The organism is Mycobacterium pseudokansasii, assembly GCF_900566075.1.
GTDB classification, from domain to species: Bacteria; Actinomycetota; Actinomycetes; order Mycobacteriales; family Mycobacteriaceae; genus Mycobacterium; species Mycobacterium pseudokansasii.
In genome coordinates, this window is record NZ_UPHU01000001.1 from 4,822,286 (window position 1) to 4,846,748 (window position 24,463).

General features: G+C 66.5%; 24 protein-coding genes and 2 pseudogenes. 12 read left to right on the plus strand and 14 right to left on the minus strand.

What is annotated here, in order from left to right:
* Nucleotides 1–162: 162 nt before the first annotated feature.
* The 3 genes from EET10_RS21590 (at nt 163) to EET10_RS21600 (ending at nt 3,281) form a co-directional block, all read left to right on the plus strand.
* Nucleotides 163–1,410 (plus strand): HNH endonuclease signature motif containing protein, encoded by a 1,248-nt coding sequence (locus EET10_RS21590; protein WP_122502485.1) that lies wholly within the window; start codon nt 163–165, stop codon nt 1,408–1,410.
* 395 nt (nt 1,411–1,805) lie between these two features.
* The gene (locus EET10_RS21595; RefSeq protein WP_051490413.1) at nt 1,806–2,615 is read left to right on the plus strand and encodes a hypothetical protein; all 810 of its coding nucleotides are present in this window, start codon (nt 1,806–1,808) and stop codon (nt 2,613–2,615) included.
* A gap of 63 nt (nt 2,616–2,678) precedes the next feature.
* Nucleotides 2,679–3,281: a hypothetical protein gene (locus EET10_RS21600; protein ID WP_036402178.1), complete on the plus strand. Its 603-nt coding sequence runs from the start codon at nt 2,679–2,681 to the stop codon at nt 3,279–3,281.
* A gap of 3 nt (nt 3,282–3,284) precedes the next feature.
* Here the strand turns inward: EET10_RS21600 and EET10_RS21605 are convergent, their stop codons facing one another.
* Nucleotides 3,285–4,529 (minus strand): WS/DGAT domain-containing protein, encoded by a 1,245-nt coding sequence (locus EET10_RS21605; RefSeq protein WP_036401663.1) that lies wholly within the window; start codon nt 4,527–4,529, stop codon nt 3,285–3,287.
* 4 nt (nt 4,530–4,533) lie between these two features.
* Nucleotides 4,534–5,439, minus strand: coding sequence for an alpha/beta fold hydrolase (locus EET10_RS21610; protein ID WP_036401666.1), 906 nt, complete (start codon nt 5,437–5,439; stop codon nt 4,534–4,536).
* Nucleotides 5,440–5,718: 279 nt separating this feature from the next.
* On the opposite strand from EET10_RS21610, the gene EET10_RS21615 reads away from it, so the two are divergent.
* The gene (locus EET10_RS21615; protein ID WP_122502486.1) at nt 5,719–6,876 is read left to right on the plus strand and encodes a PPE family protein; all 1,158 of its coding nucleotides are present in this window, start codon (nt 5,719–5,721) and stop codon (nt 6,874–6,876) included.
* Between the two features lies 1 nt (nt 6,877).
* Complete coding sequence (locus EET10_RS21620; protein ID WP_051490415.1) at nt 6,878–7,492, plus strand: TetR/AcrR family transcriptional regulator; 615 nt, start codon at nt 6,878–6,880, stop codon at nt 7,490–7,492.
* A gap of 2 nt (nt 7,493–7,494) precedes the next feature.
* Here EET10_RS21620 and EET10_RS21625 read toward each other — a convergent pair whose 3' ends face one another.
* Together EET10_RS21625 and EET10_RS21630 are read right to left on the minus strand one after the other, a co-directional pair.
* A complete protein-coding gene (locus EET10_RS21625; RefSeq protein WP_036401669.1) occupies nt 7,495–7,968 on the minus strand; it encodes a VOC family protein in 474 nt (157 codons plus the stop codon).
* Nucleotides 7,969–8,255: 287 nt separating this feature from the next.
* On the minus strand, nt 8,256–9,464 hold the full coding sequence (locus EET10_RS21630; RefSeq protein WP_051490416.1) for a YhgE/Pip domain-containing protein: 1,209 nt from the start codon (nt 9,462–9,464) through the stop codon (nt 8,256–8,258).
* 299 nt (nt 9,465–9,763) lie between these two features.
* Here EET10_RS21630 and EET10_RS21635 point away from each other — a divergent pair, with 299 nt between their 5' ends.
* Nucleotides 9,764–10,636, plus strand: a complete 873-nt coding sequence (locus EET10_RS21635; protein ID WP_036401671.1) for an alpha/beta fold hydrolase — start codon at nt 9,764–9,766, stop codon at nt 10,634–10,636.
* Between the two features lie 5 nt (nt 10,637–10,641).
* Here the strand turns inward: EET10_RS21635 and gnd are convergent, their stop codons facing one another.
* Complete coding sequence (gene gnd / locus EET10_RS21640; RefSeq protein WP_036401674.1) at nt 10,642–11,664, minus strand: phosphogluconate dehydrogenase (NAD(+)-dependent, decarboxylating); 1,023 nt, start codon at nt 11,662–11,664, stop codon at nt 10,642–10,644.
* Between the two features lie 15 nt (nt 11,665–11,679).
* On the minus strand, nt 11,680–13,110 hold the full coding sequence (locus tag EET10_RS21645) for a glucose-6-phosphate dehydrogenase (RefSeq protein ID WP_122502487.1): 1,431 nt from the start codon (nt 13,108–13,110) through the stop codon (nt 11,680–11,682).
* Nucleotides 13,111–13,218: 108 nt separating this feature from the next.
* Between EET10_RS21645 and EET10_RS21650 the strand changes: the two genes are divergently transcribed.
* Nucleotides 13,219–14,061: an adenylate/guanylate cyclase domain-containing protein gene (locus EET10_RS21650; protein ID WP_063466681.1), complete on the plus strand. Its 843-nt coding sequence runs from the start codon at nt 13,219–13,221 to the stop codon at nt 14,059–14,061.
* Here the strand turns inward: EET10_RS21650 and EET10_RS21655 are convergent.
* Nucleotides 14,013–14,222 carry a hypothetical protein gene (locus EET10_RS21655; protein WP_036401680.1) on the minus strand — a complete coding sequence of 70 codons (210 nt, stop codon included), beginning with the start codon at nt 14,220–14,222 and terminating at the stop codon, nt 14,013–14,015. The two genes, EET10_RS21650 and EET10_RS21655, sit on opposite strands and share 49 nt — an antisense overlap.
* Nucleotides 14,223–14,254: 32 nt before the next feature.
* Between EET10_RS21655 and EET10_RS21660 the strand changes: the two genes are divergently transcribed.
* Entirely contained in the window at nt 14,255–14,950 is a 696-nt protein-coding gene (locus tag EET10_RS21660; RefSeq protein WP_081260402.1) for a guanylate cyclase, read from the plus strand.
* On the opposite strand, the gene EET10_RS21665 is transcribed toward EET10_RS21660, so the two are convergent.
* The 6 genes and pseudogenes from EET10_RS21665 to ychF all read right to left on the minus strand — a co-directional run bounded on the left by EET10_RS21665 (nt 14,947) and on the right by ychF (nt 19,704).
* Nucleotides 14,947–15,270, minus strand: a complete 324-nt coding sequence (locus tag EET10_RS21665; protein WP_036401686.1) for a putative quinol monooxygenase — start codon at nt 15,268–15,270, stop codon at nt 14,947–14,949. The genes EET10_RS21660 and EET10_RS21665 overlap by 4 nt on opposite strands.
* Before the next feature lie 69 nt (nt 15,271–15,339).
* A complete protein-coding gene (locus EET10_RS21670; protein WP_246013745.1) occupies nt 15,340–15,822 on the minus strand; it encodes an OsmC family protein in 483 nt (160 codons plus the stop codon).
* A 350-nt stretch (nt 15,823–16,172) separates the two neighbouring features.
* Nucleotides 16,173–16,709 (minus strand): annotated as a pseudogene (locus tag EET10_RS21675) (hypothetical protein); the annotation flags it as partial.
* 436 nt (nt 16,710–17,145) lie between these two features.
* Nucleotides 17,146–17,517 (minus strand): hypothetical protein, encoded by a 372-nt coding sequence (locus tag EET10_RS21680; protein ID WP_036401692.1) that lies wholly within the window; start codon nt 17,515–17,517, stop codon nt 17,146–17,148.
* 282 nt (nt 17,518–17,799) lie between these two features.
* Nucleotides 17,800–18,545: pseudogene (locus tag EET10_RS21685) on the minus strand (class I SAM-dependent methyltransferase).
* Nucleotides 18,546–18,606: 61 nt separating this feature from the next.
* Complete coding sequence (gene ychF / locus EET10_RS21690) at nt 18,607–19,704, minus strand: redox-regulated ATPase YchF (protein WP_036401694.1); 1,098 nt, start codon at nt 19,702–19,704, stop codon at nt 18,607–18,609.
* 271 nt (nt 19,705–19,975) lie between these two features.
* Here ychF and EET10_RS21695 point away from each other — a divergent pair, with 271 nt between their 5' ends.
* Nucleotides 19,976–21,169 carry a DUF6542 domain-containing protein gene (locus EET10_RS21695; RefSeq protein ID WP_183155090.1) on the plus strand — a complete coding sequence of 398 codons (1,194 nt, stop codon included), beginning with the start codon at nt 19,976–19,978 and terminating at the stop codon, nt 21,167–21,169.
* Between the two features lie 21 nt (nt 21,170–21,190).
* Here EET10_RS21695 and EET10_RS21700 read toward each other — a convergent pair whose 3' ends face one another.
* Nucleotides 21,191–22,198 carry a 4-hydroxy-3-methylbut-2-enyl diphosphate reductase gene (locus tag EET10_RS21700; protein WP_036401698.1) on the minus strand — a complete coding sequence of 336 codons (1,008 nt, stop codon included), beginning with the start codon at nt 22,196–22,198 and terminating at the stop codon, nt 21,191–21,193.
* Between the two features lie 107 nt (nt 22,199–22,305).
* Between EET10_RS21700 and EET10_RS21705 the strand changes: the two genes are divergently transcribed.
* From EET10_RS21705 to EET10_RS21715, 3 genes are read left to right on the plus strand one after another with little or no spacing between them, the layout of a single operon-like run.
* Nucleotides 22,306–22,941 carry a lipid droplet-associated protein gene (locus EET10_RS21705; RefSeq protein ID WP_036401700.1) on the plus strand — a complete coding sequence of 212 codons (636 nt, stop codon included), beginning with the start codon at nt 22,306–22,308 and terminating at the stop codon, nt 22,939–22,941.
* On the plus strand, nt 22,938–24,185 hold the full coding sequence (xseA, locus tag EET10_RS21710) for an exodeoxyribonuclease VII large subunit (RefSeq protein WP_036401701.1): 1,248 nt from the start codon (nt 22,938–22,940) through the stop codon (nt 24,183–24,185). The genes EET10_RS21705 and xseA overlap by 4 nt, the downstream gene beginning before the upstream one ends.
* Nucleotides 24,175–24,432 (plus strand): exodeoxyribonuclease VII small subunit, encoded by a 258-nt coding sequence (locus tag EET10_RS21715; RefSeq protein WP_036401703.1) that lies wholly within the window; start codon nt 24,175–24,177, stop codon nt 24,430–24,432. Before xseA ends, EET10_RS21715 begins: the two co-directional genes overlap by 11 nt.
* The last annotated feature ends 31 nt before the right edge of the window (nt 24,433–24,463 follow it).

Genomic DNA, 24,463 nt, shown 5'->3' on the forward strand with positions numbered 1-24,463 from the left:
GGGCAGATGCCAGCTGCAGGTGAACCAGTTGGCTGCACATACCCCCGGACGCTGGTCATTTCCCTCTCAATTTCCGACCAGGTCTCCCGTCTTGGCTGGGCGGGGATCGGGGCGGCCCGGATTTGGCCCGGAGTTGTCGGGGGTGGCTGCGATGATGAGGTCATGTCTTCGGGTGCACCGGCTGGCGCCGTGGTGGTCAGTCCTGGCGAGCGTCTTGAGGTGTTGTTTGAGGAGTTGGCGGAGTTGGCCGGTCAGCGCAACGCCATTGATGGGCGCATCGTGGAGATCGTGGCCGAGATGGATCGCGACGAGTTGTGCGGGATCACGGGGGCGCGGTCGGTGGCGGCGTTGGTGGCCTGGAAGCTGGGTTCGTCGTCGGCCAACGCTCACACGATCACTACCATCGCCAGCCGGCTGGAGGAGTTTCCGCGCTGCGCGGCCGGCATGCGGCAGGGTCGACTGTCGCTGGATCAAATCGGCGTTATCGCCGCGCGCGCCGGTGCGGGATCTGATGCGCATTACGCGCAGTTGGCGCAGGTCGCCACGGTCAACCAGCTGCGCACCGCGGTCAAGTTGGAACCGCGACCCGAACCCGATTCGCGGCCGCATCCGCAGCCCTCGATCACCAAGACCTGCGACGAGCAGTTCAGTTGTTGGCGGATCACACTGCCGCACGACGACGCGGCGAAGTTCGACGCCGCCTTGGCGTCTCATCGTGATGCGCTGATCGCCGAGTGGAAACACGATCACGGCAATGGCCCGGGCGCTTCAGATCAGCGGCCGCCGGTGCCGGGCACCCTCGAGGCGTTTCTGCGCCTGGTCGAGGCCGGCTGGGACGCCGAGGCAACCCGCCGCCCCCATGGGCAGCACACCACGGTGGTGGTGCACCTCGACGTGGCCAAGCGCGCCGCGGCGCTGCATCTGGGTCCGCTGCTGTCCGAGGCCGAACGCCGGTACCTGAGCTGTGATGCCACCTGCGAAGTCTGGTTGCAACGTCACGGCCGGCTCATCGGCGCCGGCCGAACGACCCGCCTGGTCAGCCGGCGGCTGCGCCGCGCGCTGGAGCACCGCCAGCCCAGCTGCGCGGTTCCTGGCTGTGGCGCCGCCCGTGGTCTGCACGCCCACCACATCCGTCACTGGGAAGACGGCGGGGCCACCGAGTTGGCCAACCTGGTGCTGCTGTGCCCGTATCATCACCGCAGCCACCATCGCGGCGACATCACCATCACCGGATCCGCTGAGGCTCTCATCGTCACCGACGACGCCGGTCGATTACTGAGCCCAGGATCGCTGGCGCGCCCACCAACCCAACCCCCACCCGCGGTGGCGCCCTGCCCAGGACCTATTGGCGAGCGCGCCGACTGGTGGTGGTATGAACCCTTCCAGCCCCAACCACCACCACAGAACTAACGTGGCTACCGGTGCCGGTCACCACCGGCACCGCATAGAAACCCAAACACGTTGGGACATCGAGAAATCAGCACACAACCCGGCCGCCTACCATGTCGTGGACACCCGGGGCCACAACCAACCCGCACCGCACCCACCCGCGAACCCAAGACCCCCACAACCGCTGATCAACACCCGCAGTAACGCGGGACAGGGGCCAGGTGTGGCAGACACCAGCCGCGGTCAAATCAGTTGGCTGCACATACCCACCCGACGCTGATCGTTTCCCCTCTCAATTTCCGACCAACTCTGGTGCTATACAGTCGGACCACTGTGAGGGTTTTCGGCACAGCTCAGACTCGACGATGGCCGTGGGCCGTCGTGCGCACCCGAACCCCCCAAAAGAATTGGCGACCATGAAATTCCCATACGCCACGATACTGTTGAGCCTGCTCGCCCTGAGCGTCACAACAGAAGTGCTCTGGATGGGTAATATCTCCCGCCCACCCACGACGATCTATCACATGTGGCATGCAGCTCTGATGCTCTTTGTCATCACCGTACGCCTGGCTTATCAGAAGCAGCTTTCCCCGCAGGTGGCAAGGTATGCGCGCATACTGATCGCGGGGATGGCAATGTGTGCCCTGGGAGACGTGGTCAATAGCGCCATATCCGGCATCGAACCCATCAGCCAAAAGCTGTCCATCGCGATCATTCTGTTCGGCGCCGGGTACAGCTTGTACGTCTACGTCCTCTACCGTTTTTCTCAGCCCAGACTCGCACTACGTCACGGAATTGGTTACCGCATGCGCTGGTCCGTCGTGATGATCGTTGCGGTGGCCAACACTGTGGGCTGGGTCTCGTACGTGCGGGCACCAGTTGCCGGGCATCGGTTCCTCGAGCTTGGCAGCTTCCTTTTCAACCTCGTCATCTACACCCTGATGATCAGCTTCAGTATTTGGTATTTCTGGGCGAACCGACTCAGCCTGCCGGCGTTGCCCGTGCTGATCGGCGGGCTGCTTCTCCCGCTATCAGACTTGTACCTGTTCAGCACGTGGCTGGCACCCGGGCAGGATCGAAATGTTCCGGTATTCGACCTGTATGCCGCCAACTGGATATTGTATTTCGGCGGACAGGTGTTATTCGCATTCTTGCCGGCTTGCGAAAACGATGCGAGGTTAAGCGAATCACCGCGGTCCGGAAACAGACCCGCGGAGTTGGGCTAACCCCTCACAACGACCAGACCCGGTGACATGGACAACGAAGAAGTCAACCCCACAGCACCTGGAATGCACATCAAAGTGTTACAAGCCGTCCGTCTGAAGGGCCGGGTGAGTCCGGCCGACCTGGCTACAACGCTGGGTGAAGACCACCGCGCCATCACCGAAATCGTCGATCAGCTCACCGCATCGGGCCTGTTGGTCGACGGCGCCACATTGCGGATCAGCCCCGAAGGCCGCACGCGGCTCAATGCGTTGCTCGCCGAGGAACGCAAGGGGATCGACCCGGTGCCAATGGCCGCCGCCTACGACGAGTTTCGCAGCGTCAACGCCGATTTCAAAGTTGTGGTCACGGATTGGCAACTCAAGAGCGGTCAACCCAATGTCCACGACGACGCCGGCTATGACGACGCGGTATTGGCCCGTCTCGACGATGTGCACCGGCGCGTGCAACCCATCATCGCGGCGGCAGCGGCCCAGCTGCCGCGGCTGTTCGCCTACTCGGCGAAACTCACTGCCGCACTTGACAAGGTCAGGTCCGGCGATATCGCCTGGCTGAGCCGGCCGCTCATCGACTCCTATCACACCGTCTGGTTCGAACTCCATGAGGAGCTGATCCTGGCCGTGGGCCTGACCCGCCAAGAAGCAGCCAGATCTGGTGATGCCCAATAGTATTCATTGCAGCGCCGCGTCAAGCAATTCCAGATAGGCGTCGATGTCGGGTATCGCCGACGCGGCCGCATGGACACTGACGGCAATCGTGTCGCCGATCCCGTGCACCCCGTGAGTCAGTCCCATCGCCGGTGACAGTGCCGGATAGCCGGACGTCAGTACCACCGGCGCGTCACCGAAGTGAAGATCGGCGGCTCCGCGGTGCACGCTGGATACCACGGTGTTGCCGGCCACTCGCACTGGCCGCGCATTGGCGTCGAATTGGCTTACACCCCAGCGTAATAACGCTGCAGGGATGGTGGCGAAGGCCAGGTCGGCCGCCCGTAAGGCGGGATGCTGCATGCGGCGGCGGGCATTGGCCAGGTCGGCGGCTATTCGCCCTACCCGCTCGGCGTGACCGAGCGCCGGATACAGGCCGACGACGACGTTGCCGAAATGGTTGTGCGCCTGCGGCACACCCGGTTTAGCCATCGGCACTTCTGCTGCCAGCCATTCGGCCGACCCGCCGAGCAGCCGGGACAGCGCCGTGGACACGGCGGCCAGCACCGCGACAGTCACTGTGGGACCGGGCAATTGCGAACGCTGCCGCACCAGGGTGCGCACCGCTCGCACACCCTCGGGCCGGGCGTTGCTGCGAAGCAGCGGGCGCGAACCGGCACCCGGTGCCAACTGCCCGGCCCTGGTGTCGCGAACCAGGCGGCGGTGCATGCGGGCCGCTGCCGCGGCACGCCAGGGCAGGACACCCCACCGCGGCCCGGCGACCGGCGCCACCGGAGCCGTCCGCCCGAAAAGCCAGGCCGCCATCGCCGAGGCGCGCGCGCCGTCGCCAAGCGCATGCGCTACTTGTACGACCGCGACGGTGCCCGTGCCGCTGGCCCCCGGAATCCCGGTCACCGGGGTGAATACGTGCACCCGCCAAGGCATCCGGCGAATATCGAGCTGGTCGTCGGTCAGCCCGGCGACGGCCGCCAGACAGTCATGCCAGCTGTGGTCGGTCGGCTCGTGGCGGACCACCTGTTCGGGTTCGACACCCGTCGCGACCCACCGCGGATAGGCCAGGGCAGACCGATCGTGGACCCGCATCCGCAGCTCCGGACAGGCCTGGGCCCGGTCCAGGAGCTGCGCGACAGCCCGCTCGACAGCCACGGCTTCACCGTCGAAGGCATACAACAGGAACTGGTCATTGGGAATCTTGGCCGACATCCAGTAGAACTGCGCGTCGACGGCCGCCATCCGGTGTGCCGCCACAGCCTCAGCCGGGTGTGCCGACGAACGCCAGGATCAGCTCGGCCACCTTCTCCGGCTGTTCCAGCTGCAGGAAATGCCCGGCGTGGTCGACGATCGCCACGCCGCTGCCGGCGGGCAGCACCTTCTCCGTCCAATGCGTGAAAGCTGGTGTGGCACAACCGTCGTCGTGACCATGCAGGTACAGGCTCGGCAACCGCGGCGGCTCGGTCCACCATCGGTTCAACTCGGCGTAGGCGGCCGGCGGCCGGGTGTTACGGATGGTGGCCCGGTATGGGCCCAGCGCCGCTCGCCAGCTCTCCGGTGTGCCGATCGCGGCGTCGACGTGGCGCAGGTCCTCCTCGGCGTAATAACCCGGCGACCACCGGCGCCACAACAGCGGCGGCAGCCACGCGGCGGATCGCTCGGGCAACCACGGCAACTGGAAGTAGGCGATGTACCAGCTGCGCAACAGCTGATGCGGCAGCTCGCGGGCCAGCCGACCGCGATCGGGCACCCGGCCCAGCGGGCGGAATGCCGCCGCGGGCGGCACCGACATGATGACCGCCCGGGCGAACGGGCTGTCGGGCATTGCGGCCAGACCGGTAGCGGCGATCGCGCCCCAGTCGTGCCCGATCACCACGTCGTCGTCGGTTCCGCCGGCGGCCGCGCGTACCCGCAGCGCGTCGTGCATCAGCGCACCCACGTGATAACAGCCGTCGGCCGGAATCGACGACGGCGCATATCCCCGCATGAAGGGCGCGACGACCCGCCAACCCGCCTTCGCCAGCCGAGGAGCGACCTTGCGCCAGCCGTATGGGGTGTCGGGAAAGCCATGCAGGCACAAGGCGATCGGGGCGTCGGCCGGACCCCAGGTCAGGGCCTTGAGATCAGCGCCGGCGCCCGGGACGTCGATCCAGTGGGGTTCAGACATGACAGGCTTCCTGGTCGGCGTTGGCGTGGTCGGTCGCGGCGTTGCCAATCATGCCGGGCGTGGCGCCCGGCGCGGCAGCTTGGTTCCTCATGTTGACTCCTGTCGCCACCTGCAGCCCGCGCATGATCCAAAGTAACCGGGACGCATGGGGGACAAAAAGACCGTCGATCGGGGGACATCGCATTCATCCCCGGTGTGGCCGCTCGGCCGACAGACGTCGCGCCGCGGTCACGGCACCCTGAATTTCAGAGCCGTCAACGGGAGGACCAAGCAACGACGATGTTCGCCTCGTTACCCCCAGAAGTCAACTCGGGCCGGATGTATACCGGTCCCGGGGCGGAGTCGATGTTGGTCGCGGCGAGCGCCTGGGACACGGTCGCCGGCGAGTTGTACGCCACGGCGGTGTCGGTCGACTCGATGATCCGTGGGCTGATCAGCGGACCCTGGCTGGGTGCCACCGCGACGGCCATGGCGGCCGCAGCCGCCTCCTACGTGGCATGGCTGAAAACCACTGCCGCCCAGGCCGAGCAGGCCGCGGCCCAGGCGAGAGCCGCGGCGGCGGCCTATCTGACAGCGCATGCGATGACGGTCCCGCCGGCACTGGTCGCCGCCAATCGCGCTCAGCTGGAGTCGCTGATCGCCACCGATGCGCTGGGTCAGAACGCCCCGGCGATCGCGGCTACCGAGGCCCAATACGGCGAAATGTGGGCCCAGGACGCGGCCGCGATGTACTGCTACGCCGCCGCCTCGACGGCCGCGACCACCCCGACCCCGTTCACGCCGCCGGCCGAGATCACCGACCCGTCCGGCCAGGTCGCGAATCTGGCAGCGCTGGTCCAGGCCACCGGCGACTCCGTGGCAACCGAAATCACCAACGCCGCTGCGCAGCTGACGTCCGCGGTGCCCGCCGCCCTGGCCGGCATCGGCGGTCTGGCGGCGCCGTCGGCACTGCCGTCGTGGGTGAGCGACCTGCAGACCGTGATGAGCATCTTCGGGACGCCGTTCTTCGCCTCCACCTCACTGGCGGGGCTGGGGATGTCGATGTTGTCGAATCTCAAGGGTCTGTTCCCCGCGGCGGCCGCCGTCGGCGCCCAGGTCGCGACGTCGGTGGCGCCGACGGCCACCGGCGCGCTGACATCGTCGACGCTGTCCGCCGCGGTCTCGGCCGGGTTGGGTAAGGCGACCACGGTCGGCGCCCTGTCGGTGCCCCAGGCCTGGGCCGCCACGGCCCCCGTGGCCCCGGCGGCCACCGCCGCGGCGGCAGCGCCGTTGCCCCGGTCGGCGCTGTCCGCCGCGGTCGACACGCTGGACACCGCAAGTCCGGGAGGGCTGTTGGGCGGAATGCCGTTGGCGCAGCTGGGTTCCCGGGCCGTGACCGGCGGCTTGTCCCGGCTGGAGTTCCGTTCGCTGCGGGTGCTGCCGGAGGTGGTCGGCTGACATGCCGGCGGGTTCAGTGAGCAACGCGGACACCGTCCGCCGATGGGCCAGAACGGGCGCCACTCAACGGCGGATCCTGGATGCGGCAGCCGAGGTTTTCGCGGCCAGGGGCTTCACCGCGGCGACCATGGCCGATGTGGTGGCCAAATCAGGTGCCAGCATCGGCAGCATCTACCACCACTTCGGCGGCAAGAACGAACTGTTTCTGGCGATCTTCGATCAGGTGGCCGACGACGTGGAACGCCGTATCGAGGCGGCGATGCAGCACGCCTCCCGGACCGGCCCGGAGGACGCCGACCCGCGACACGCCCTGCAACTTCACGTGCGGGCCTACCTGGAGGCGATGTGGGACAACCGATGCCGGGCCAGAGTGTTGTCGTCCGGCGACACGCCCGCCGGGTTCGAGACCGTCCGCCGCGACCGGATGTCGGCCACCTTCCGCCGCTGGCTGGCCGTGCTGCCGCCGGACACGTCGCTGCGCAGCCAACTGCTGAGCCGCCTGCTGATGGCCACGATGGCCGAGTCGTCGTTGATGATCGCCGACTGCGAGGACCCCGACGACGTCGCGCCGATCATCGATACGGCGATCGAATGGATCGCCCGGCTCACCGAGTGAGCTCACACTTGCGCTGCGGCCCTTTCCAATTCGTCGATGACGATCTTGCGCATGCCGAGCATCGCGGTGGTCGCCGCGGTCGCCACGGCAGGATCAGGGTCGGTGAGCAGCTCGTGTAGCCGGGCCGGGACGATCTGCCAGCTCAGCCCGAAGCGGTCTGTGCACCAGCCGCACTGCGATTCCTCGCCACCCTGGGTCAGCCGGTCCCAGTAGTAGTCGACCTCGTCCTGGTCCTTGCAGTCGACCATGAAGGACACCGCCTCGGTGAAGCGGAATTCGGGGCCACCGTTGATGCCGACGAACCGCACGCCGTCGAGGACGAAGGTGCCTGACACCACCGCGCCCGGTTCACCCGGGCCGGCCTCGGTGTAGCGGTTGAAGCTTTCGACGTGCGAGTTCGGGAACACCGAGGTGTAGAACCGGGCCGCCTCTTCCAGATTGTGGTCGAACCAGAGTGCGGGCGTGATGGATGGCATGGCCGTCTCCTTTTCGTTCGGGGGTTCGTTCGGGGGTTCGTTCGGGGGTTCGTTCGGGGGTTCGTTCGGGGGTAGTCGTGGTGTCGTCGGGGCGTCGTCGCTGTGATAGACCCCGGCGACGACGAAAACTCACCGCGCATTGTTCAGAACCACACGCACGGCGCGGCTACGGTGCCGCCAGCTGCTGCTGGCGCTGTGGGCAGTAGCTCAGGACTGAAATGGCCACGATGGCCGGAAGGAGACTCAACAAGACGTTGGCCCACCGTGGCCTCCTTGACGCCTCGGCGTCAGCGCGTTGCAGAAGCCTCGATGCGGGGCAGCCGGTCGCGGTCGCGGATGTAGGCGACCAAGGCACCGGCCGACACAGCGATGCCCAGGCCGATCGCGCACACCGTGACCGATCGGATCAGCTCGGCACCGCCGGCGCCGTCCGAATACAGCAGGGACCGACAGCCCAGGAAGGCCTGACGCACCGGTTCGAACCCGGCGAGCCAGGCCACGAACCGCGGCGATGCCTCAACGGGGATGGTGGCACCAGCCGACGGAATCCCGAGGAAGATGAACACGAATACGCTAATCAACGCGCCCCAGGTGCCCAGAGCCGCGATCAGCGAGGTCGACATGACGCCAACCGTGGCGACAATGAAGGCACCGAACAACCACACCGCCAACAGCTGCGGCGCCGGCATACCCAGCGCAACCGCGATCCAGAGGCAGACCGCCGATGTCGGCAGAGCCAGCAGCGATAACAGCGTCCACTCCACGAGCAACGCCCGCAGCCGGGAGACCCTGATTCGGTCGGCTAACCGCTGCCATCGCCCATACTTTGCCGGCGCCGAACGCCGCAGCGCCTCGGCGGTCAAGCTCACCACGATCGCGGCCGTAACACCGCCGATCACCAGCAGCAACGAGCAGTACAAGACGGACAGTCCACTCCCGCGGTCGGCAGACTCGGCCCCGGTGGTGTCGATGTCGATCGGGTTGGCCAGCACCATCAAGGCGCCTCCGGGCACCGGCGCGCCGTCGCTTTGCCGTCGTAATTGCGCGGTGAGCATGGTGCCGGCCCTGGCGTTGACGACCGCCAATGCCTTCCGCATCGCCTTCTCGGCGATGATGGCGGCGACGGCGCCGGCCCGCGGTCCGGTCGAGATGGTGATGACCGGCTTGAGCGGTTGCCCCGGCTGCAACGTCGCCGCCGGCAACGCGAACAGTCGCTGGGACAGGTCCCAGGGCAGCAAGACCTGCGCGTAGACCTTGCCGGTTTCGAGTTGGTCGCGCGCTTGACCGGCCGGCAGCACCCGGATGTCGAACTGCGTCTTGTCCATATTTGCCGCCAGCCCGTCGGCGATGAGTCGGCCCGTCAACCCCGCGTCCTGGTTGACGATCGCGATCGGAAAGTGCCGCAGGTTGGCGCCGGGGTTAAGGGTGCCGCCGACATAGAACAGACCCAACCCGTACATCAGCGCTACGGCGACGATGATCGGGCCCAGCCACACACGGGATGTGAACAATGACACGCGACCGGCCGGCCGGGACGCCTGGTGCCGAGGTGAAAGCGTAAGAATGAGAACTCCTTTGGTCCGCGCCACGTCGCCCTGGCCGGCAAGGCCGCCGCCAACATTTGTCAACCTAGGATGACATATACCCGGGCGCGGGCGGGTGGGTGTCAGCCGTGAAGTTGCTGTGAGGCCCGGCGCCCGCAGCCGCCGCGGCGGAGATAGCCCGCGATCACGTCGCCACCCGGGATGAAGGTACCTCAACGTACCTCAAAACCAGGTGGGTAACGTCGGAATGCGTGAGCACCGTGAGCAGCCCCCACACCGTCGAGTTTTCCGGCGTCGGGGGAATCACGCTGGTCGCCGACGAATGGAACCGCGGCGCCGAGGCCGCTGACCGGCCGAGCATCTTGATGCTGCACGGCGGCGGCCAAAACCGGTTCTCCTGGAAGAAAACCGGCCAGATCCTGGCGAACGAGGGGTTTCACGTCGTCGCGCTCGACACCCGTGGCCATGGGGATAGCGATCGAGCGCCGGCCGCGGATTACGCCGTCGAAACCCTCACCGAGGACGTGTTGCGGGTCATGGATGCGATCGGTCGTCACATGGTGGTGATCGGGGCCAGCATGGGCGGACTGACCGGCATCCTGGTAGCCGATGCCGCCGGCCCCGACCGGGTGACCGGATTGGTGCTGGTCGACGTGGTGCCCCGGTACGAAAAGGACGGCAGCGCCCGCATCCGGGATTTCATGCGCACCAACCTTGACGGTTTCGCTTCGCTCGAGGAAGCCGCCGATGCCGTCGCGGCCTATCTGCCACACCGCACCAAGCCGCGCAGTCCCGAGGGGCTCAAGAAGAATCTGCGGCTGCGCGACGGACGGTGGTACTGGCACTGGGATCCGGCGATGATGACCGCACCCCTGGACGACCCGGAACTGCGCACCGAGAACTTCGAGCGGGCAGCAGTGAACCTGAAGATCCCGATTCTGTTGATCCGCGGCAAACTCTCCGACGTGGTCAGCCCGGAAGGGGTCCACGACTTTCTGGCCAAAGTGCCGCACGCGGAGTTCGTCGAGCTGTCCAACGCCGGACACACCGCCGCCGGCGACGACAACGACGCCTTCAGCGATGTGGTGGTGGACTTCGTCAGGCGGACGGTTGCGGCGAGCTAGCTTTTCTAGTTGGCCGGTTTCTCGGCGTGTCCGCCGAACTGCTTGCGCATGGCCGACAGCGCCTTGTTGGCGAAGTCGTCGAGGTCACGCGAGGCGAAGCGGGACTGCAGCGCGGTGGTGAGCACCGGCGCGGGAACGCCCTCGTCGATCGCGGCAATCGAGGTCCACCGGCCCTCGCCGGAGTCGGAGACCCGCCCGGAGAACTCCTGCAGCTCCGGTGATTCGTGCAGCGCGATCGCGGTCAGATCCAGCAGCCACGAGCCGATGACACTGCCGCGGCGCCACAGTTCGGCGACCTCGGGGATGTCGATGTCGTACTGGTAGTACTCCGGGTTGGACAGCGGCGCGGTCTCGGCGTCACCCTGCTGCACGCGGGTGCCGATGTCGGCATTACGCAGGATGTTCAGCCCCTCGGCCAGCGAGGCCATCATGCCGTACTCGATGCCGTTGTGCACCATCTTGACGAAGTGTCCCGCCCCGGACGGCCCGCAATGGAAGTAGCCCTTCTCCGGCTGCGCCACCTCGCCGTCGCGGCCGGGCGTACGCGGCGCCGCGTCCACCCCCGGCGCGACGGTGGCAAAGATCGGTTCGGCGCGCGCAAATGCGCCGGCATCTCCGCCGATCATCAGACAGTAGCCACGCTCCAGGCCCCACACGCCGCCGCTGGTGCCGGTGTCCAGCAAGTGAATTCCCTTGTCGGACAGCAACTTTGCATGCGTAATATCGTCGCGGTAGTAGGTGTTACCGCCGTCGATCACGATGTCTCCGGAGTCCAGGGTCCTGGCCAGCTCCTCGATGACCCCGGTGGTGATGGTGCCCGCGGGCACCATCAACCACACGACTCGCGGCGCGGAGAGTTTGTCACGCAGCTCACTCAGTGACGACACCCCGGTGGTGTTGTCCTCCCCCGCCATCGCCTTGACCGCGTCGGGGTTGTGGTCGTACACCACGCATTCGTGCCCACCTTTGACCACTCGGCGGACGATGTTGGCGCCCATCCGGCCCAGACCGATCATCCCTAGCTGCATGTGATTTCGTCTCCCTTACTGTCCTGTTTTTGTGCCGCGAGGCAGCCACGGCTGTTGCCAACTGCGGTGACCACGCAGCAGCGTCTGCGCGGCCTCGGGTCCCCAGGAACCGCGGTCGTACTGGTGGACTTCGCCCGGGTTGTCGAGCACCGGCTGCACGATCCGCCAGGTCTCCTCGATGCTGTCTTCACGGGCGAAAAGCTGGCGATCACCCTGCAATCCGGCGTGCAGGAGTCGCTCATAGGGACGGATCGGCTCACCGAGGTCTTCGGCGAACGAGGAGTCCAGGTGGATGTCTTGCCACGCATTGTGGGTGTGGGCCGAAATCTGTAGCCGCATCCCGGGGTCGGGATCGACGCGCAGCACGATCTGGTTGGGCTCGGGCGGCCGGCGGTTGGGCAGAAACGCCAACCCGGGAACATGATGCAGAAACATCCGGACCTCGGTCACCTTCTCCGGCAACGCTTTTCCGGCCCTCAGGAATATCGGCACGCCCGCCCAGCGCCAGTTGTCGATCTCGGTCCGCAGTGCGACGTACGTCTCGGTCTGCGAATTCTGCGCCACCCCGGCGACATCGCCGTAGCCCCGGTACTGGCCGCGCACGTAACGCGCCGGTTCCAGCGCCGGCATCGCGCGGAACACCTCGGCCTTCTTGTCGTTGAGATCGTCGGCGCTGGCGCCGACCGGTGGCTCCATCGTCACCAGCGCCAGCACCTGCAGCAGATGGTTCTGCACGACGTCACGCAGGGCCCCCACCGCGTCGTAGAAGGAGCCGCGGTCCTCGACACCGAAGTTCTCCGCCATGGTGACGTGGATCTCGGAAATACTCTTGGAATCCCACAACTCGGCCAGGCCGCGATTGGCGAAGCGCAGGTATTGCAGTTCGACGACGGGCTGTTTGCCCAGGAAGTGGTCGACGCGCAGGATCTGCTCTTCGTCGAGGACCGCGCGCAGCCTGGAGTTGAGTTCGCGCGCCGAGGCCAGGTCGTGGCCGAAGGGCTTTTCCACCGCGACGCGTGCGCCCCGAACCAGGTCGGCCGCTGCCAGATTCTCGACGATCGGGGCGAACAACGCTGGCGGCATCTCCAGGTAGAACAGGGGGCGACGTCGGGAACCGATCTGCTTGGCCAGCGATGTGTACAAGGCGCCGTCGGTCACGTCGCCCGATAGATAGGACAACCGGCTGGCCAATCTGCCGAACATCTTGTCGTCGAACTTCTCCCCCGATTGACCAATGGCCTCCCGGGCCCGCTCGACCAGCTTGTCCACCGGGATGTCGTCACTGGCCACACCCACGATCGGACAGTCCAGCAACCCCCGACGCTCCAACCGGTACAGCGCGCGGAAAGTCATCTTGCGGGCCAGATCACCGGTAATTCCGAAGATCACCAACACGTCTGAGGCGCTCGATGCGCTACCGGCCAATGCCCACCTCCAGGACGCCATCTGCGAAAGTCACCCAACGGCTTGACAGCTACTTCCCGTGGTGGCCGACCTCAACCCTAGACATTGCCCCCTGGCCCGACAAGATCGACTCAACCGGGCCCGGGAAGAATGGACCGGGTGTTGGGCTCCGGTGCTGCGCTACACATCGCGGTCTATGTGCTGGCCGGGATCGCCGTGGCGGAAGCCGTCGGGCTGGTCGTGCTGTGGCGGATGCTGAGCCGCAGTCGTCAGGAGGTCGAGGAGCTGCGACGCCGCGCCGATGCCCGCAATTGGTTGTTGTCCGGCGGCCGTGAGGCCGTCAAGACGGTGTGGCAGACCGCAAACCTGGTGCGCAAGGAGGGCTTCGGCGCGGCCGTGCGCAGCTCGATCGAAGAACTGGCGGACTGGGCCGAAGTCGAGCGGCCGGACCTGGCACGAGTCACCCCGGACGGTCGCGTGGTGATCCTGTTCTCCGACATCGAGGAATCCACCGCGCTCAACGAGCGAATCGGTGATCGAGCCTGGGTCAAACTCATTGCCGCACATGACAAGATGATTCACGAGCTCGTGGAACGCCGATCCGGCCACGTGGTGAAGAGTCAAGGCGATGGCTTCATGGTCGCCTTCGCCCGGGCCGAACAGGCCCTACGGTGCGCCATCGATATCCAGGATGCGCTGCACAGGGAAGCAAAGCGTAAGCGCCGCAACGGAATCAGGGTCAGAATCGGCATCCACATGGGCCGCTCGGTACGCCGCGGCGACGACCTGTTCGGCCGCAACGTCGCCATGGCGGCCCGGGTTGCCGGGCAGGCCGCCGGGGGCGAAATACTGGTGAGCCAACCGGTTCGCGACGCCGTCGGCGATTGCGGCGACATCGGTTTCGACGAGGGCCGCGACGTCGAATTGAAGGGCTTCTCCGGCAGCTACCGCTTGTTCGCGGTGGCGTCCGGGTCCGTCCCCGACGTGGACTGATAACCGGCTGCGCCGGATTCGGCCAGCCTCTGGTGCAACCGGGCCCGGACCTCGTCGGCGCTATACGCGCGGCGCTTGCGTTCGTCGCGCACCACCAGCGCCCCTCCGGCGACGACGCCGGCGACACCGGCCAGGCCCAGCCACTTCCATACGCTGCGCATGACGACAGCCTATGTCTGCCTATGGTGCTGGGGTGGAAACCAACACGCTTCCCGTGGACCAAGCGCTGAACGAAACCCGGACCGGCGACCTGTGGTTGTTTCGGGGGCGGTCCGGCCCGGACCGCGCCATTCAGACGTTGACCAACAGCCCGGTGAACCACGTCGGTATGACGGTGGCCATCGACGACTTGCCGCCGCTGATCTGGCATGCCGAACTGGGCGACAAGCTCGTGGACGTGTGGACCGGCACCCACCATCGGGGGGTGCAGCTCAACGACGCCCGCGGGGTCGTGGAACAGTGGACCGGGCGCTACCAGCAGCGGTGCTGGCTGCGCCAGCTGACCCCGTATGCCAACCGGGATCAGGAGAACCAACTACTGCGGGTGATCGCGCGGATGGACGGCACCCCATTCCCGACCACCGCTCGGCTGACCGGCCGCTGGCTACGTGGCCGGCTTCCCACCATCAACGACTGGATCCGGGGAATCCCCTTGGTGGACAACAAGGTTCGCGAACAGACCCAAAGACGCAAGGCAACCCGACGCGCGCTGGGTCTGGAGACGGCGTACTGCGCCGAGACGGTGGCGATCACCTATGAGGAGATGGGGTTGCTGGCCACCGACAAGGATGCGAACTGGTTCGACCCGGGCAAGTTCTGGAGTGGCGACACGCTGCCGCTGGCGCCGGGTTACCGACTGGGCAACGAGATCGCCGTGATCGTCGGCTAGCCCACCGACATCTCCCCCATCGCCGACCACCCGGTGGCGTCGATCGTCTGGCTGATGATCTTTGGCGTGGACGCCAACGCCTGCGGCAACTGCTGCATGGCCTGCTTGAAGTGATCGCTGTTGACGTGGGCCGCGCCGGCATCACCGTCACGGAAGGCTTCGACCAGAACGTATTCGGCCGGGTTGTCCAGGCTGCGCGACCACTCGAACCACAGGTTGCCCGCTTCGGCGCGGGTGGCCGCGGTGAACGGCGCCACCAGATCCGGCCAGCGTTGGCTCCACTCGGGTTTGGTTTCGAACTTGACGACGATGAAGATCATTGCCGCTCCCCACTTCTGCCGCCGGCCGCATGCCTGACAGGCAGGGTCAGAATACCCAGCAGACCTCGGTCAACTGAGCTGCACTCGGGTGGTCACCGGAGTGGCATTGCGGGTCAGATCCAGCACCGGGCAGTGCTGGTCGACTGCCTGCTGCAATTCGCGGTAGCGTTCCGGCGTCTCGGGCCCGGTCACGCTGATCACCACGCGGACCTCCTGGAAGCCGGAGCGGACGGTGTCGTCGAATCCGAAGAAGCCCTGCACGTCGAGATCACCTTCGGCATGCGCGGTGATGTCGTCGACCGCGATCCCAAGCCTTTCCGCCCAGAAGCGCCAGGTGACGATTTGGCAGGAGAGCAGCGAAGCCAGGTAGTACTCAACGGGGTTCGGGGCCTTGCTCTCACCGCCGAGGGGTGGCGGCTCGTCGATTTCGACCTGATACTGGCCGAGGCTTACCGTGCTGGCCACCGCGTCGTGAGCGGTGGCTGAAGCCTGGAATACCACCCGCCCGTTTGCCCGGTCGGCGGTTACCGCCTGCCGGGTGGCGGCGATGATCCGGCCCAAAGCGGTGCTGTGCTCGGCGGCTTGGGATGTCACAAGCAAAACTCCTTCCGTCCCGCGCAATGGTAAGGGAGCATCGACCGCCGAATCGAGCCTAAGCCTCAGCGTGAACGAATCCCCGCATCCACGAAAATCGAATTCGGCATCGGGCGACCGTGACAAATTAATGCCCCACAAAATGGCGCAGCCGCGCCCGCACCGCATTGTGATTGGGCGCACAATTGCGATGGGGCGTGGCCGCAGTTATTCGTAGATGGTCATATGTGTGACCCAGGTCGCAGAATTGCTGTTGTCCGTGTCACACAGCAACCGGTTGGTTACGTATTCACCATTTCCGGATCGCCTATCGGCCCCGGATCGTCGGACGCCGGGGCAGGCACTTCGCCCGGGTCCACGGCATCGACCAGAACAGCGGGCGCATCCGGCGAGGGCGCATCGTCTGCGACCGCGTCGGCATCTATCGGCAGGTACATGTGATGGGTGAATTGCGCCTGGTAGGCGCCACCACCACCGATCCGTACACCGCCGCCTTCACCGCTGGCGACCGGGGTGCCATCAGGCAATGTGACGGCCGTGTGGCCACCATTCCACCCGATCACCAAGGCGTTGGGAGCAGTGCCCCGTTGAAAGCCCCGGGCCGCCAAAGCCGCTTCCTCGTTGCCGGTGTTGAACCGATCACCGAAAACGGGCCGGTCCGTAGCCGCATTCGACACCCACGAAGCCAACCCTGAACAGTCGGTTCCGGCCGGCGAATCGCCACCCGGAATATACGGGGTTCCCGAAACCTGGTTGATAAGCGTCAACAGCGTTGCTAAAGCAATCATGGGGAGGGACACTACCGACAATATGCATAGGAAACCAAATATTGTGGTGGTTATCACGATTAACCAGATAATCGTCTGACCTGCATATACAGCAGATATGTCACACATTTATCTAGAAATCGAAACAGATCTGATCAATGTGTACTCAGCAAACTGCTACTTAATCACAAGGTTATCCCCAACCAGGGGTGTGACCAGCAGAAATGGCGCATTAGAGCGAATGCGCCCGATTGTCGCTGCAACTGCGTGTTCAATCATTGGCGGCGCCCTGGTCAGTACACCGACCGTTTAACCGGCCGGACGCGGCCGGACTCCCATCGTCGTTCTCATCGACCACATCCATCACATCGCGCATCGACTGATTCGACGCGCGGCCGACGACGGCGGACGATGATCTGCTCGCCGAAGCCCGGCCAGATCCACTCGACGATCAGCGAGCCCGCTGTTCTGCCCGACTTCAGCGCCGGGCTTTACTCGACCGCGTCACGGTTGGTTATTCTTCCGAGTCGATGTGAGCGCGACGTCGTTCGGACTCGTCCATTTGACGCCTGATCTCGGCCTGTTCCCGAACGGCATGGGCTCGCAGCCGCTCCTCCTGGTCGGCGGCACGCTGCAAGCGCTCGCGTTCCCGGTCGGCGGCGGTGCCCTCGCGTTGGTCTGCGCATCTTTCTCGTTGGTCGGCGGACAACTCGCGATCGTTGGCGACCCGGTCCCGCTCCGCCGCTATCCGATCCCGCTCGGAAGCGAACCATTCCCGTCTTGCCAGTGCGGCCTCGCGTCGTTGCAGCGCCTTCTCGCGTTCGTCGAGTTCGGCGGCTCGGCGATCAAGCTCGTTGTCCGCATCGGCGCGATGTTCAGCGACCACCGTTCGGTCCTCCGCTCGGGGCTCGGCGCAGGTCAGCCTGCTCGCGTTGCGCGGCCGCCTCTTGGCGTTGAGCCTGTTGCGCCGTGCGCATTGATTCAGCCATCCCAGGCTCTCACTTGTCGCACCCTCAACACATAGTCCACCCGCACGGGCCCGGTCTAGGGCCGGTGGACCTTGACGTTGGCGCCGTGACGAGCCGGCGGATGCTTCGTTATCGGTTGATCAGCGACCAGCAGCCTTGCGGCCCGACGCCGCTTGAAACCGCAACTCGACCAGTCGCGGTCACACCGTCCCGCGGGCGGCCCACGCGGTAGCGGTTACGGTGAACGGCCCATCACCCAGACGTTCGCGAGCCACCGATTCGAGACGCGCGCGACCATCGTCAGCGAGTCGCCGGACGTAGTCACCGGCGGGACCGACACCATAGGTGTATGGCTCCCACCACTCCTCGAAGGTTGGATGCACCACATCGACGGTGAGGGCTCCTTCTTTAACGTCGCGCAGGCCGGCGGCTTTGAATAGCTCAGTCAGATGCCCCCTGCGCGCCCCGGGGAGTAGCGCCTCGTCGCCAACTTCAGGCTCGATTGTGTGAACCGCTTCCCAGAACGGCGCGAGCGTACCGGTCGGCCCGTCCCACACGCATGTCGCGACTACGCCGCCAGGCCGAGTCACGCGGGCCATCTGGCTGAGCCCGACAACTGGATCCTTCATGAAGTGCAGCACTAATTGTGCGAGAGCACCGTCGAAAACCGCAGTGTCGTATGGCAATTCCTCCGCCGTACCTCGACGGATGTCGACGTCTGGGAAGCGCACACGGATCGCGTCGATGAACGGCGGTGGGGGATCGATCGCCGCGACCTGGACTCCGACCGACAGCAGATGTGCCGTCAACGCGCCCGGCCCGCAGCCCACGTCGAGCACCGTATCGCCCGCACTGACACCGGCAAACACCACGAAGACCTTCGCAAGAGGCTCGCTTACCGGCCCATGAAACGGGCGTACGCCTCCGGTGGGACGACAAAACTCACAAAGTCAAGGTACGTCGACTCACCAATGCATACCGCGCGTTGAACCGGCGGCTCAGTCCGATTACTGCTTCTTCTGCTGACCAGACGCCGCTTGGAAGCGGAACTCCACCACGTCGCCGTCGGCCATCACGTAATCCTTGCCTTCGATCCGGACCTTGCCGGCCGCCTTGGCCGCCGCCATGGACCCGGCGGCCACCAGATCGTCATAGGACACAATCTCGGCCTTGATGAAGCCCTTTTCGAAGTCGGAATGGATCACCCCCGCCGCTTTGGGCGCGGTGTCGCCCTGATGGATCACCCACGCCCGCGATTCCTTGGGGCCGGCGGTCAGAAAGGTCTGCAGCTTCAGGGTGTGAAACCCGGCCCGAGCCAGCGCGTCGAGGCCGCGTTCGGTCTGCCCGATCGACTCCAGCAGCTCGGCGGCCGACTCGTCGTCGAGTTCGGCCAGCTCCGATTCGATGGCGGCGTCCAAGAAGACGGCGTCTGCGGGCGCGACCAGCGCACGAAGCTCGGCGACCCGGGCGGAATCGGTCAGGACCGCCTCGTCGGCGTTGAACACGTACAGGAACGGTTTGGTGGTCAGCAGGTTCAGCTCGCGAAGCACCGCGGCGTCCACACCGGCGCCGAACAGCGTTGTGCCGCCGTTGAGCAGCTGCCGGGCGGCCACTGCCGTGTCGTACACCGGCTTGCGCTCCTTGGTGGTGCGAGCTTCCTTCTCCAGCCTCGGCAGGGCACGGTCGAGAGTCTGCAGGTCGGCCAGGATCAGCTCGGTTTCAACGACCTCGATGTCGGACTGCGGGTCGACCCTGCCGGCCACGTGGGTCACGTCGTCGTCGGCGAACACCCGCACCACCTGACAGATGGCGTCGCATTCGCGGATGTGCGCGAGGAACTTGTTGCCCAGGCCGGCCCCCTCCGAGGCCCCTTTGACCAGGCCGGCGATATCGACGAACGTCACCGGCGCGGGAACGATGCGCTCGGATCCGAAAAGCTCCCCCAGCTTGTCCAGGCGCGGATCCGGCAACGAAACGACACCCTCGTTGGGCTCGATGGTCGCGAAAGGATAGTTGGCCGCCACCACGTCGTTGCGGGTCAGCGCGTTGAAAAGGGTCGACTTTCCGACATTGGGCAGACCCACGATTCCCAGGCTCAGGCTCACAGGGACCCAAGTGTAGGACGGCAGCACCCAAGTGCCCTGTCGGCCATCCGGGCCCAGCCGCTTATGACATCAGTCACAGCCAATCCCGCGGGTCGAGGCGCTCCCTGCGCGCAACAGCGCGGGCCAACTGTGGACCGACTCCGCTCGAGAGGCTCCTGGGGCAGATGTGACTACTGCCCCGCGCACGGCGCCATCGGCTGCGGAGGGCACGCCGCCGGCGGCTGGCGAGGTGTTGCCGATCCTTCGGGCCCACAGCCGGTACGGTCTACATGTGTCAGCGCGGCGGACGAGTTCAGCGGTGGAGCCAAGTCACCGCTCCATCGTCCCCAGCATCCCCGGAGTGCCCTGGTGGGCGGCCGTGCTGATAGCCGTCACAGCTACCGCAGTGGGGTACGCGTTCGATGCCGGCCACAAAGAGTTGACGCACGTCTTCATCGGCTTCTACGTCGCCGGTTGCGTGGCGGCGGTGCTGGCCGTGCGCCAGTCGGGCTTGTTCACCGCGGTCATCCAGCCGCCGCTGATCCTTTTCTTCGCGGTGCCCGGCGCCTACTGGCTGTTCCACGGGGGCAAGATCGGCAAATTCAAAGATCTGCTGATCAATTGCGGTTATCCGCTGATCGAGCGCTTCCCGCACATGCTTGGTACCGCCGGTGGCGTGCTGCTGATCGGTCTGATCCGGTGGTACTTCGGCATGACCCAGCGCACGACCACAGCCGGGAAAGCCGATGACGCCACGACGACAACCGCCCGGCGAAAGTCTGCGATCAGCGGTCTCGCCGCCAAACTCAGCGGATGGCTCTCCCCCGGCGACAGCACCGAGGAAGCTCCCGACCCGGGCTCACAGCCGGCCCACGCGACCGGCCGTACGTCCCGGAGCGGCCGGACCGCCCGGAGCAGTCGAACTACCGCCCGGCGCACCGATCGGACCCGTTCCCGGCATGCCCGATCCGCGGCGGGAGATGATCAGCCCGATCCGGCCGCCGAACGTCCGCGCCGGCGTCCGGCGCCGGCACGCGATTACCGCGATTACGACGCCGCCGACCCGCCGCCTCGATCACGCCGCCGGCCCCGGCCACAAGACGATCCCGACCTGCGCGCCCAGCCGCCACGGGAGACGCGCCGAGATCCGCACACCCGCCGCAATCCGTACGAACGGCCCGCCCCACGCAGCAGCCGCTTCGATCCCTACAGCGCCTACGAGCCGGCCGAGCCGGCCGAGCCGTCCAACCGGTACGAACGGCGGGGGACCCGGTACGAGCCCTACGAGCCGCCCCGCCGGCGCTCCGCCCCGGGCGGGCCAACCGGCGCCAACCCGACCCACCACCCGATCTCGCAGGTCCGTTACCGCGGCTCGGCTCCCTATGACGAGCTGCGTGACAAGCCGCGCGACGAGCCGCCACCTGAGCGCCGGAATCGCTCCCGCACACCGCGCAGACCCCAGCCCGACCGGGAATACGACGCATAAGCCGATACGCGCCGGTGGGCCTTACCTTGCCGGACGGATCTCCCGCGGCAGGGCAAACACCAGCGTCTCGTTGGCCGTGGTCACCGGCTGCACCACGTCGTAGCCCAATTCGGCCAGCCGTTCCAGCACGCCGCGCACCAGTACCTCGGGGACCGACGCGCCGGACGTGACACCGACCGTGGTGACGCCCTCCAGCCAGGCGGGGTCGATGTCGTCAGCCCAATCGACCAAGTGGGCGGTCTTGGCCCCGGCGCCCAGCGCCACCTCGACCAGCCGCACCGAGTTCGACGAATTGCGGGAGCCGACGACGATCACCAATTGGCATTCGGGTGCCATCGCCTTGACCGCCACCTGCCGGTTCTGGGTGGCGTAGCAGATGTCGTCGCTGGGCGGATCCTGCAGCGTGGGGAACCGCTGACGCAGTTTCTCGACGATCTCCATGGTCTCGTCGACGGAGAGCGTGGTCTGCGACAGCCAGACCACCTTGTTCTCGTCGCGGACCGTCACCTGGTCGACGGCTTGCACGCCGTCGACCAGCTGCACGTGGTCGGGCGCCTCCCCGGCGGTGCCGACAACCTCTTCGTGGCCCTCGTGACCGATCAGCAGGATGTCGTAATCGTCGCGGGCAAAGCGTCTGGCCTCGTTGTGCACCTTCGTGACCAGCGGGCAGGTGGCGTCGATGGTCTGCAGGTTGCGTTCGGCCGCGACCGCGTAGACCGTGGGCGCCACCCCGTGCGCGGAGAACACCACAATGGCTCCCTCGGGAACCTGGTCGGTCTCCTCGACGAACACCGCCCCGGCCTTGGCCAGGGTGTCGACAACGTGCCGGTTGTGCACGATCTCATGCCGCACGTAGACGGGCGCGCCGTGCTTTTCCAGTGCTCGCTCGACCGTCTCGACGGCTCGGTCCACACCTGCGCAGTAGCCCCTCGGCTCGGCCAGCAGCACCCGCTTACGGGTTGGGACGTGGGTTACCGGTCTCGCCGACCTCGACGCACCGGGGATCCCCATATCGACAGTCGGCACCATGCATCCAGGGTACTTTCCGCCCGCCGGCAGCGACACAACCATGACACAACCCCGGCTCTTCGCGGCCCCGCTTGGAGTTAGCCGCCGCTTGAGGCAGTCTTGGACCCATGGCTACTGCACCGTATGGGGTTCGGCTACTGGTCGGCGCGGCGACAGTCGCCGTCGAGGAGACGATCAAACTGCCGCGCACCATTCTCATGTACCCGATGACGCTGATCAGTCAGGCCGCGCACCTGGTCATGCGGTTCCAACAGAACCTTGCCGAGCTGGTCATCAAGGGCGACAGCACGCTGGAGACGCTGTTCCCGCCGAAGGACGAGCAGCCGGAATGGGCGACCTTCGACGAGGACCAGCTCGACGCCGCGGAGGGCTGGGACGGGTCGTTCACGGCGTTGCCGGGTCCCGACGCCGCTGGCGCCGACCGCCGGTCCGCGGGACGGTTCGCCCTGTATTCGGTATCCGACCCGGATGAGTCCAGGGCCGCCGATTCCCCGACCAAGCCGATGCCTGCCAGGCAACCCAAGCCGCCGAAGACATCGTCGCCGAATTCAGCGGTCCCGGCACCTACGATCGCGAGTGAACTCGACTATCCGTCGCTGACGCTGGCCCAACTGCGGGCCCGGCTGCAATCGCTGGATGTCAACGACCTCGAAGCCCTGCTGGCCTACGAGCAGGCCACCAAGGCGCGCGCCCCGTTCCAGACGCTGCTGGCCAACAGGATCACCCGCGCGACCGCCAAGTGACCCGAGCTTCCGACGCAAACTCGGCCGAGAATCCGTTCCCGGTACGCGCGGTAGCCATCCGGGTCGCGAGCTGGATCGATCGGCTGGGCACGGTCTGGGTCGAGGGGCAGCTGGCCCAGATCACGATGCGGCCCAACTCCAAGACGGTATTCATGGTGCTGCGTGACCCCGCGGCCGACATGTCGCTGAACGTCACCTGCCCGCGCGACCTGGTGCTGGGCGCGCCGGTGAAATTGACCGAGGGTACCCAGGTGGTGGTCTGCGGCAAGCCGTCGTTCTACACCGGGCGCGGCACGTTCTCGTTGCGGCTCAGTGAGATTCGGGCCGTCGGCATCGGCGAGCTGCTGGCCCGCATCGAACGGCTACGGCGGCTGCTGGACGCCGAAGGCCTCTTCGATCCGCGGCTCAAGCGCCCAATCCCCTTCTTGCCCAACATGATCGGCCTGATCACCGGTCGGGCGAGCGCGGCCGAGCGCGACGTCACGTCGGTGGCCACCGCGCGCTGGCCCGGCGTGCGGTTCGCCGTGCGCAACACCGCCGTGCAGGGGCCCAACGCCGTCGTGCAGATCGTCGAGGCGCTGCGCGAGCTGGATCGCCACCTCGAGGTCGATGTGATCGTGCTGGCCCGCGGCGGCGGCAGCGTCGAGGACCTGCTGCCGTTCTCCGACGAGACGCTGTGCCGCGCCATCTCGGCCTGCCGCACACCGGTGATCAGCGCGGTCGGTCACGAACCCGACAACCCGATCTGCGACCTGGTCGCCGATCTGCGGGCCGCCACCCCTACCGACGCGGCCAAGAGAGTCGTTCCCGATACCGCCGCCGAGCAGCGGTTGATCGTCGACCTGCGCCGGCGCAGCGCCCAAGCGCTGCGCAACTGGGTGTCTCGCGAGGAACGGGCACTGGCCCACCTGCGCAGCCGCCCGGTGCTGGCCGATCCGCTGAAGTCGTTGACGGTGCGCGCCGAGGAGGTCCAGCGGGCCCGGTCGGCGCTTCGCCGCGACGTCCACCGGTTGATCGCCGCCGAGACCGAACGAGTCGGCCACCTTTCGGCCCGACTGAGCACGCTAGGGCCGGCGGCCACGCTTGCCCGCGGCTATGCCGTGGTGCAGCGGCTTTCGGCCGCCGGACAACCGGCCGGGGTGCTGCGGTCGGTCTACGACGCGCCGGCGGGCACCAGGCTACGGGTCCGGGTTGCCGACGGCGCCATTGCGGCGCTCAGCGAAGGACATACCGATGGCGGCTGACGAAAACGACGAAAATCACGACGTGACCGGCTCTATTACACCTATTAGTCAGCTCGGCTATGAAGCCTGCCGGGATGAACTGATCGAGGTGGTGCGGCTTCTGGAACAGGGCGGCCTGGATCTCGATACGTCGCTGAAGCTCTGGGAAAGGGGCGAGCAACTCGCCAAAAGGTGTGAGGAGCACTTAGCTGGCGCTCGGCAACGGGTAACCGATGCGCTGGCGGCCGGCGCGGCTGCGGACGACTAGCGCATACCGATGCCCGCCGGTGTCCCCGGGC

Excerpts from the sequence above, each read along its gene's own strand:
- EET10_RS21590 (WP_122502485.1), top strand. The coding sequence starts at position 163 with ATGTCTTCGGGTGCACCGGCTGGCGCCGTGGTGGTCAGTCCTGGCGAG.
- EET10_RS21595 (WP_051490413.1), top strand. The coding sequence starts at position 1,806 with ATGAAATTCCCATACGCCACGATACTGTTGAGCCTGCTCGCCCTGAGC.
- EET10_RS21600 (WP_036402178.1), top strand. The coding sequence starts at position 2,679 with ATGCACATCAAAGTGTTACAAGCCGTCCGTCTGAAGGGCCGGGTGAGT.
- EET10_RS21610 (WP_036401666.1), bottom strand. The coding sequence starts at position 5,439 with ATGTCTGAACCCCACTGGATCGACGTCCCGGGCGCCGGCGCTGATCTC.
- EET10_RS21615 (WP_122502486.1), top strand. The coding sequence starts at position 5,719 with ATGTTCGCCTCGTTACCCCCAGAAGTCAACTCGGGCCGGATGTATACC.
- EET10_RS21620 (WP_051490415.1), top strand. The coding sequence starts at position 6,878 with ATGCCGGCGGGTTCAGTGAGCAACGCGGACACCGTCCGCCGATGGGCC.
- EET10_RS21625 (WP_036401669.1), bottom strand. The coding sequence starts at position 7,968 with ATGCCATCCATCACGCCCGCACTCTGGTTCGACCACAATCTGGAAGAG.
- gnd (WP_036401674.1), bottom strand. The coding sequence starts at position 11,664 with ATGCAGCTAGGGATGATCGGTCTGGGCCGGATGGGCGCCAACATCGTC.
- EET10_RS21645 (WP_122502487.1), bottom strand. The coding sequence starts at position 13,110 with ATGGCGTCCTGGAGGTGGGCATTGGCCGGTAGCGCATCGAGCGCCTCA.
- EET10_RS21650 (WP_063466681.1), top strand. The coding sequence starts at position 13,219 with ATGGACCGGGTGTTGGGCTCCGGTGCTGCGCTACACATCGCGGTCTAT.
- EET10_RS21655 (WP_036401680.1), bottom strand. The coding sequence starts at position 14,222 with ATGCGCAGCGTATGGAAGTGGCTGGGCCTGGCCGGTGTCGCCGGCGTC.
- EET10_RS21665 (WP_036401686.1), bottom strand. The coding sequence starts at position 15,270 with ATGATCTTCATCGTCGTCAAGTTCGAAACCAAACCCGAGTGGAGCCAA.
- EET10_RS21700 (WP_036401698.1), bottom strand. The coding sequence starts at position 22,198 with ATGGTGCCGACTGTCGATATGGGGATCCCCGGTGCGTCGAGGTCGGCG.
- EET10_RS21705 (WP_036401700.1), top strand. The coding sequence starts at position 22,306 with ATGGCTACTGCACCGTATGGGGTTCGGCTACTGGTCGGCGCGGCGACA.
- EET10_RS21715 (WP_036401703.1), top strand. The coding sequence starts at position 24,175 with ATGGCGGCTGACGAAAACGACGAAAATCACGACGTGACCGGCTCTATT.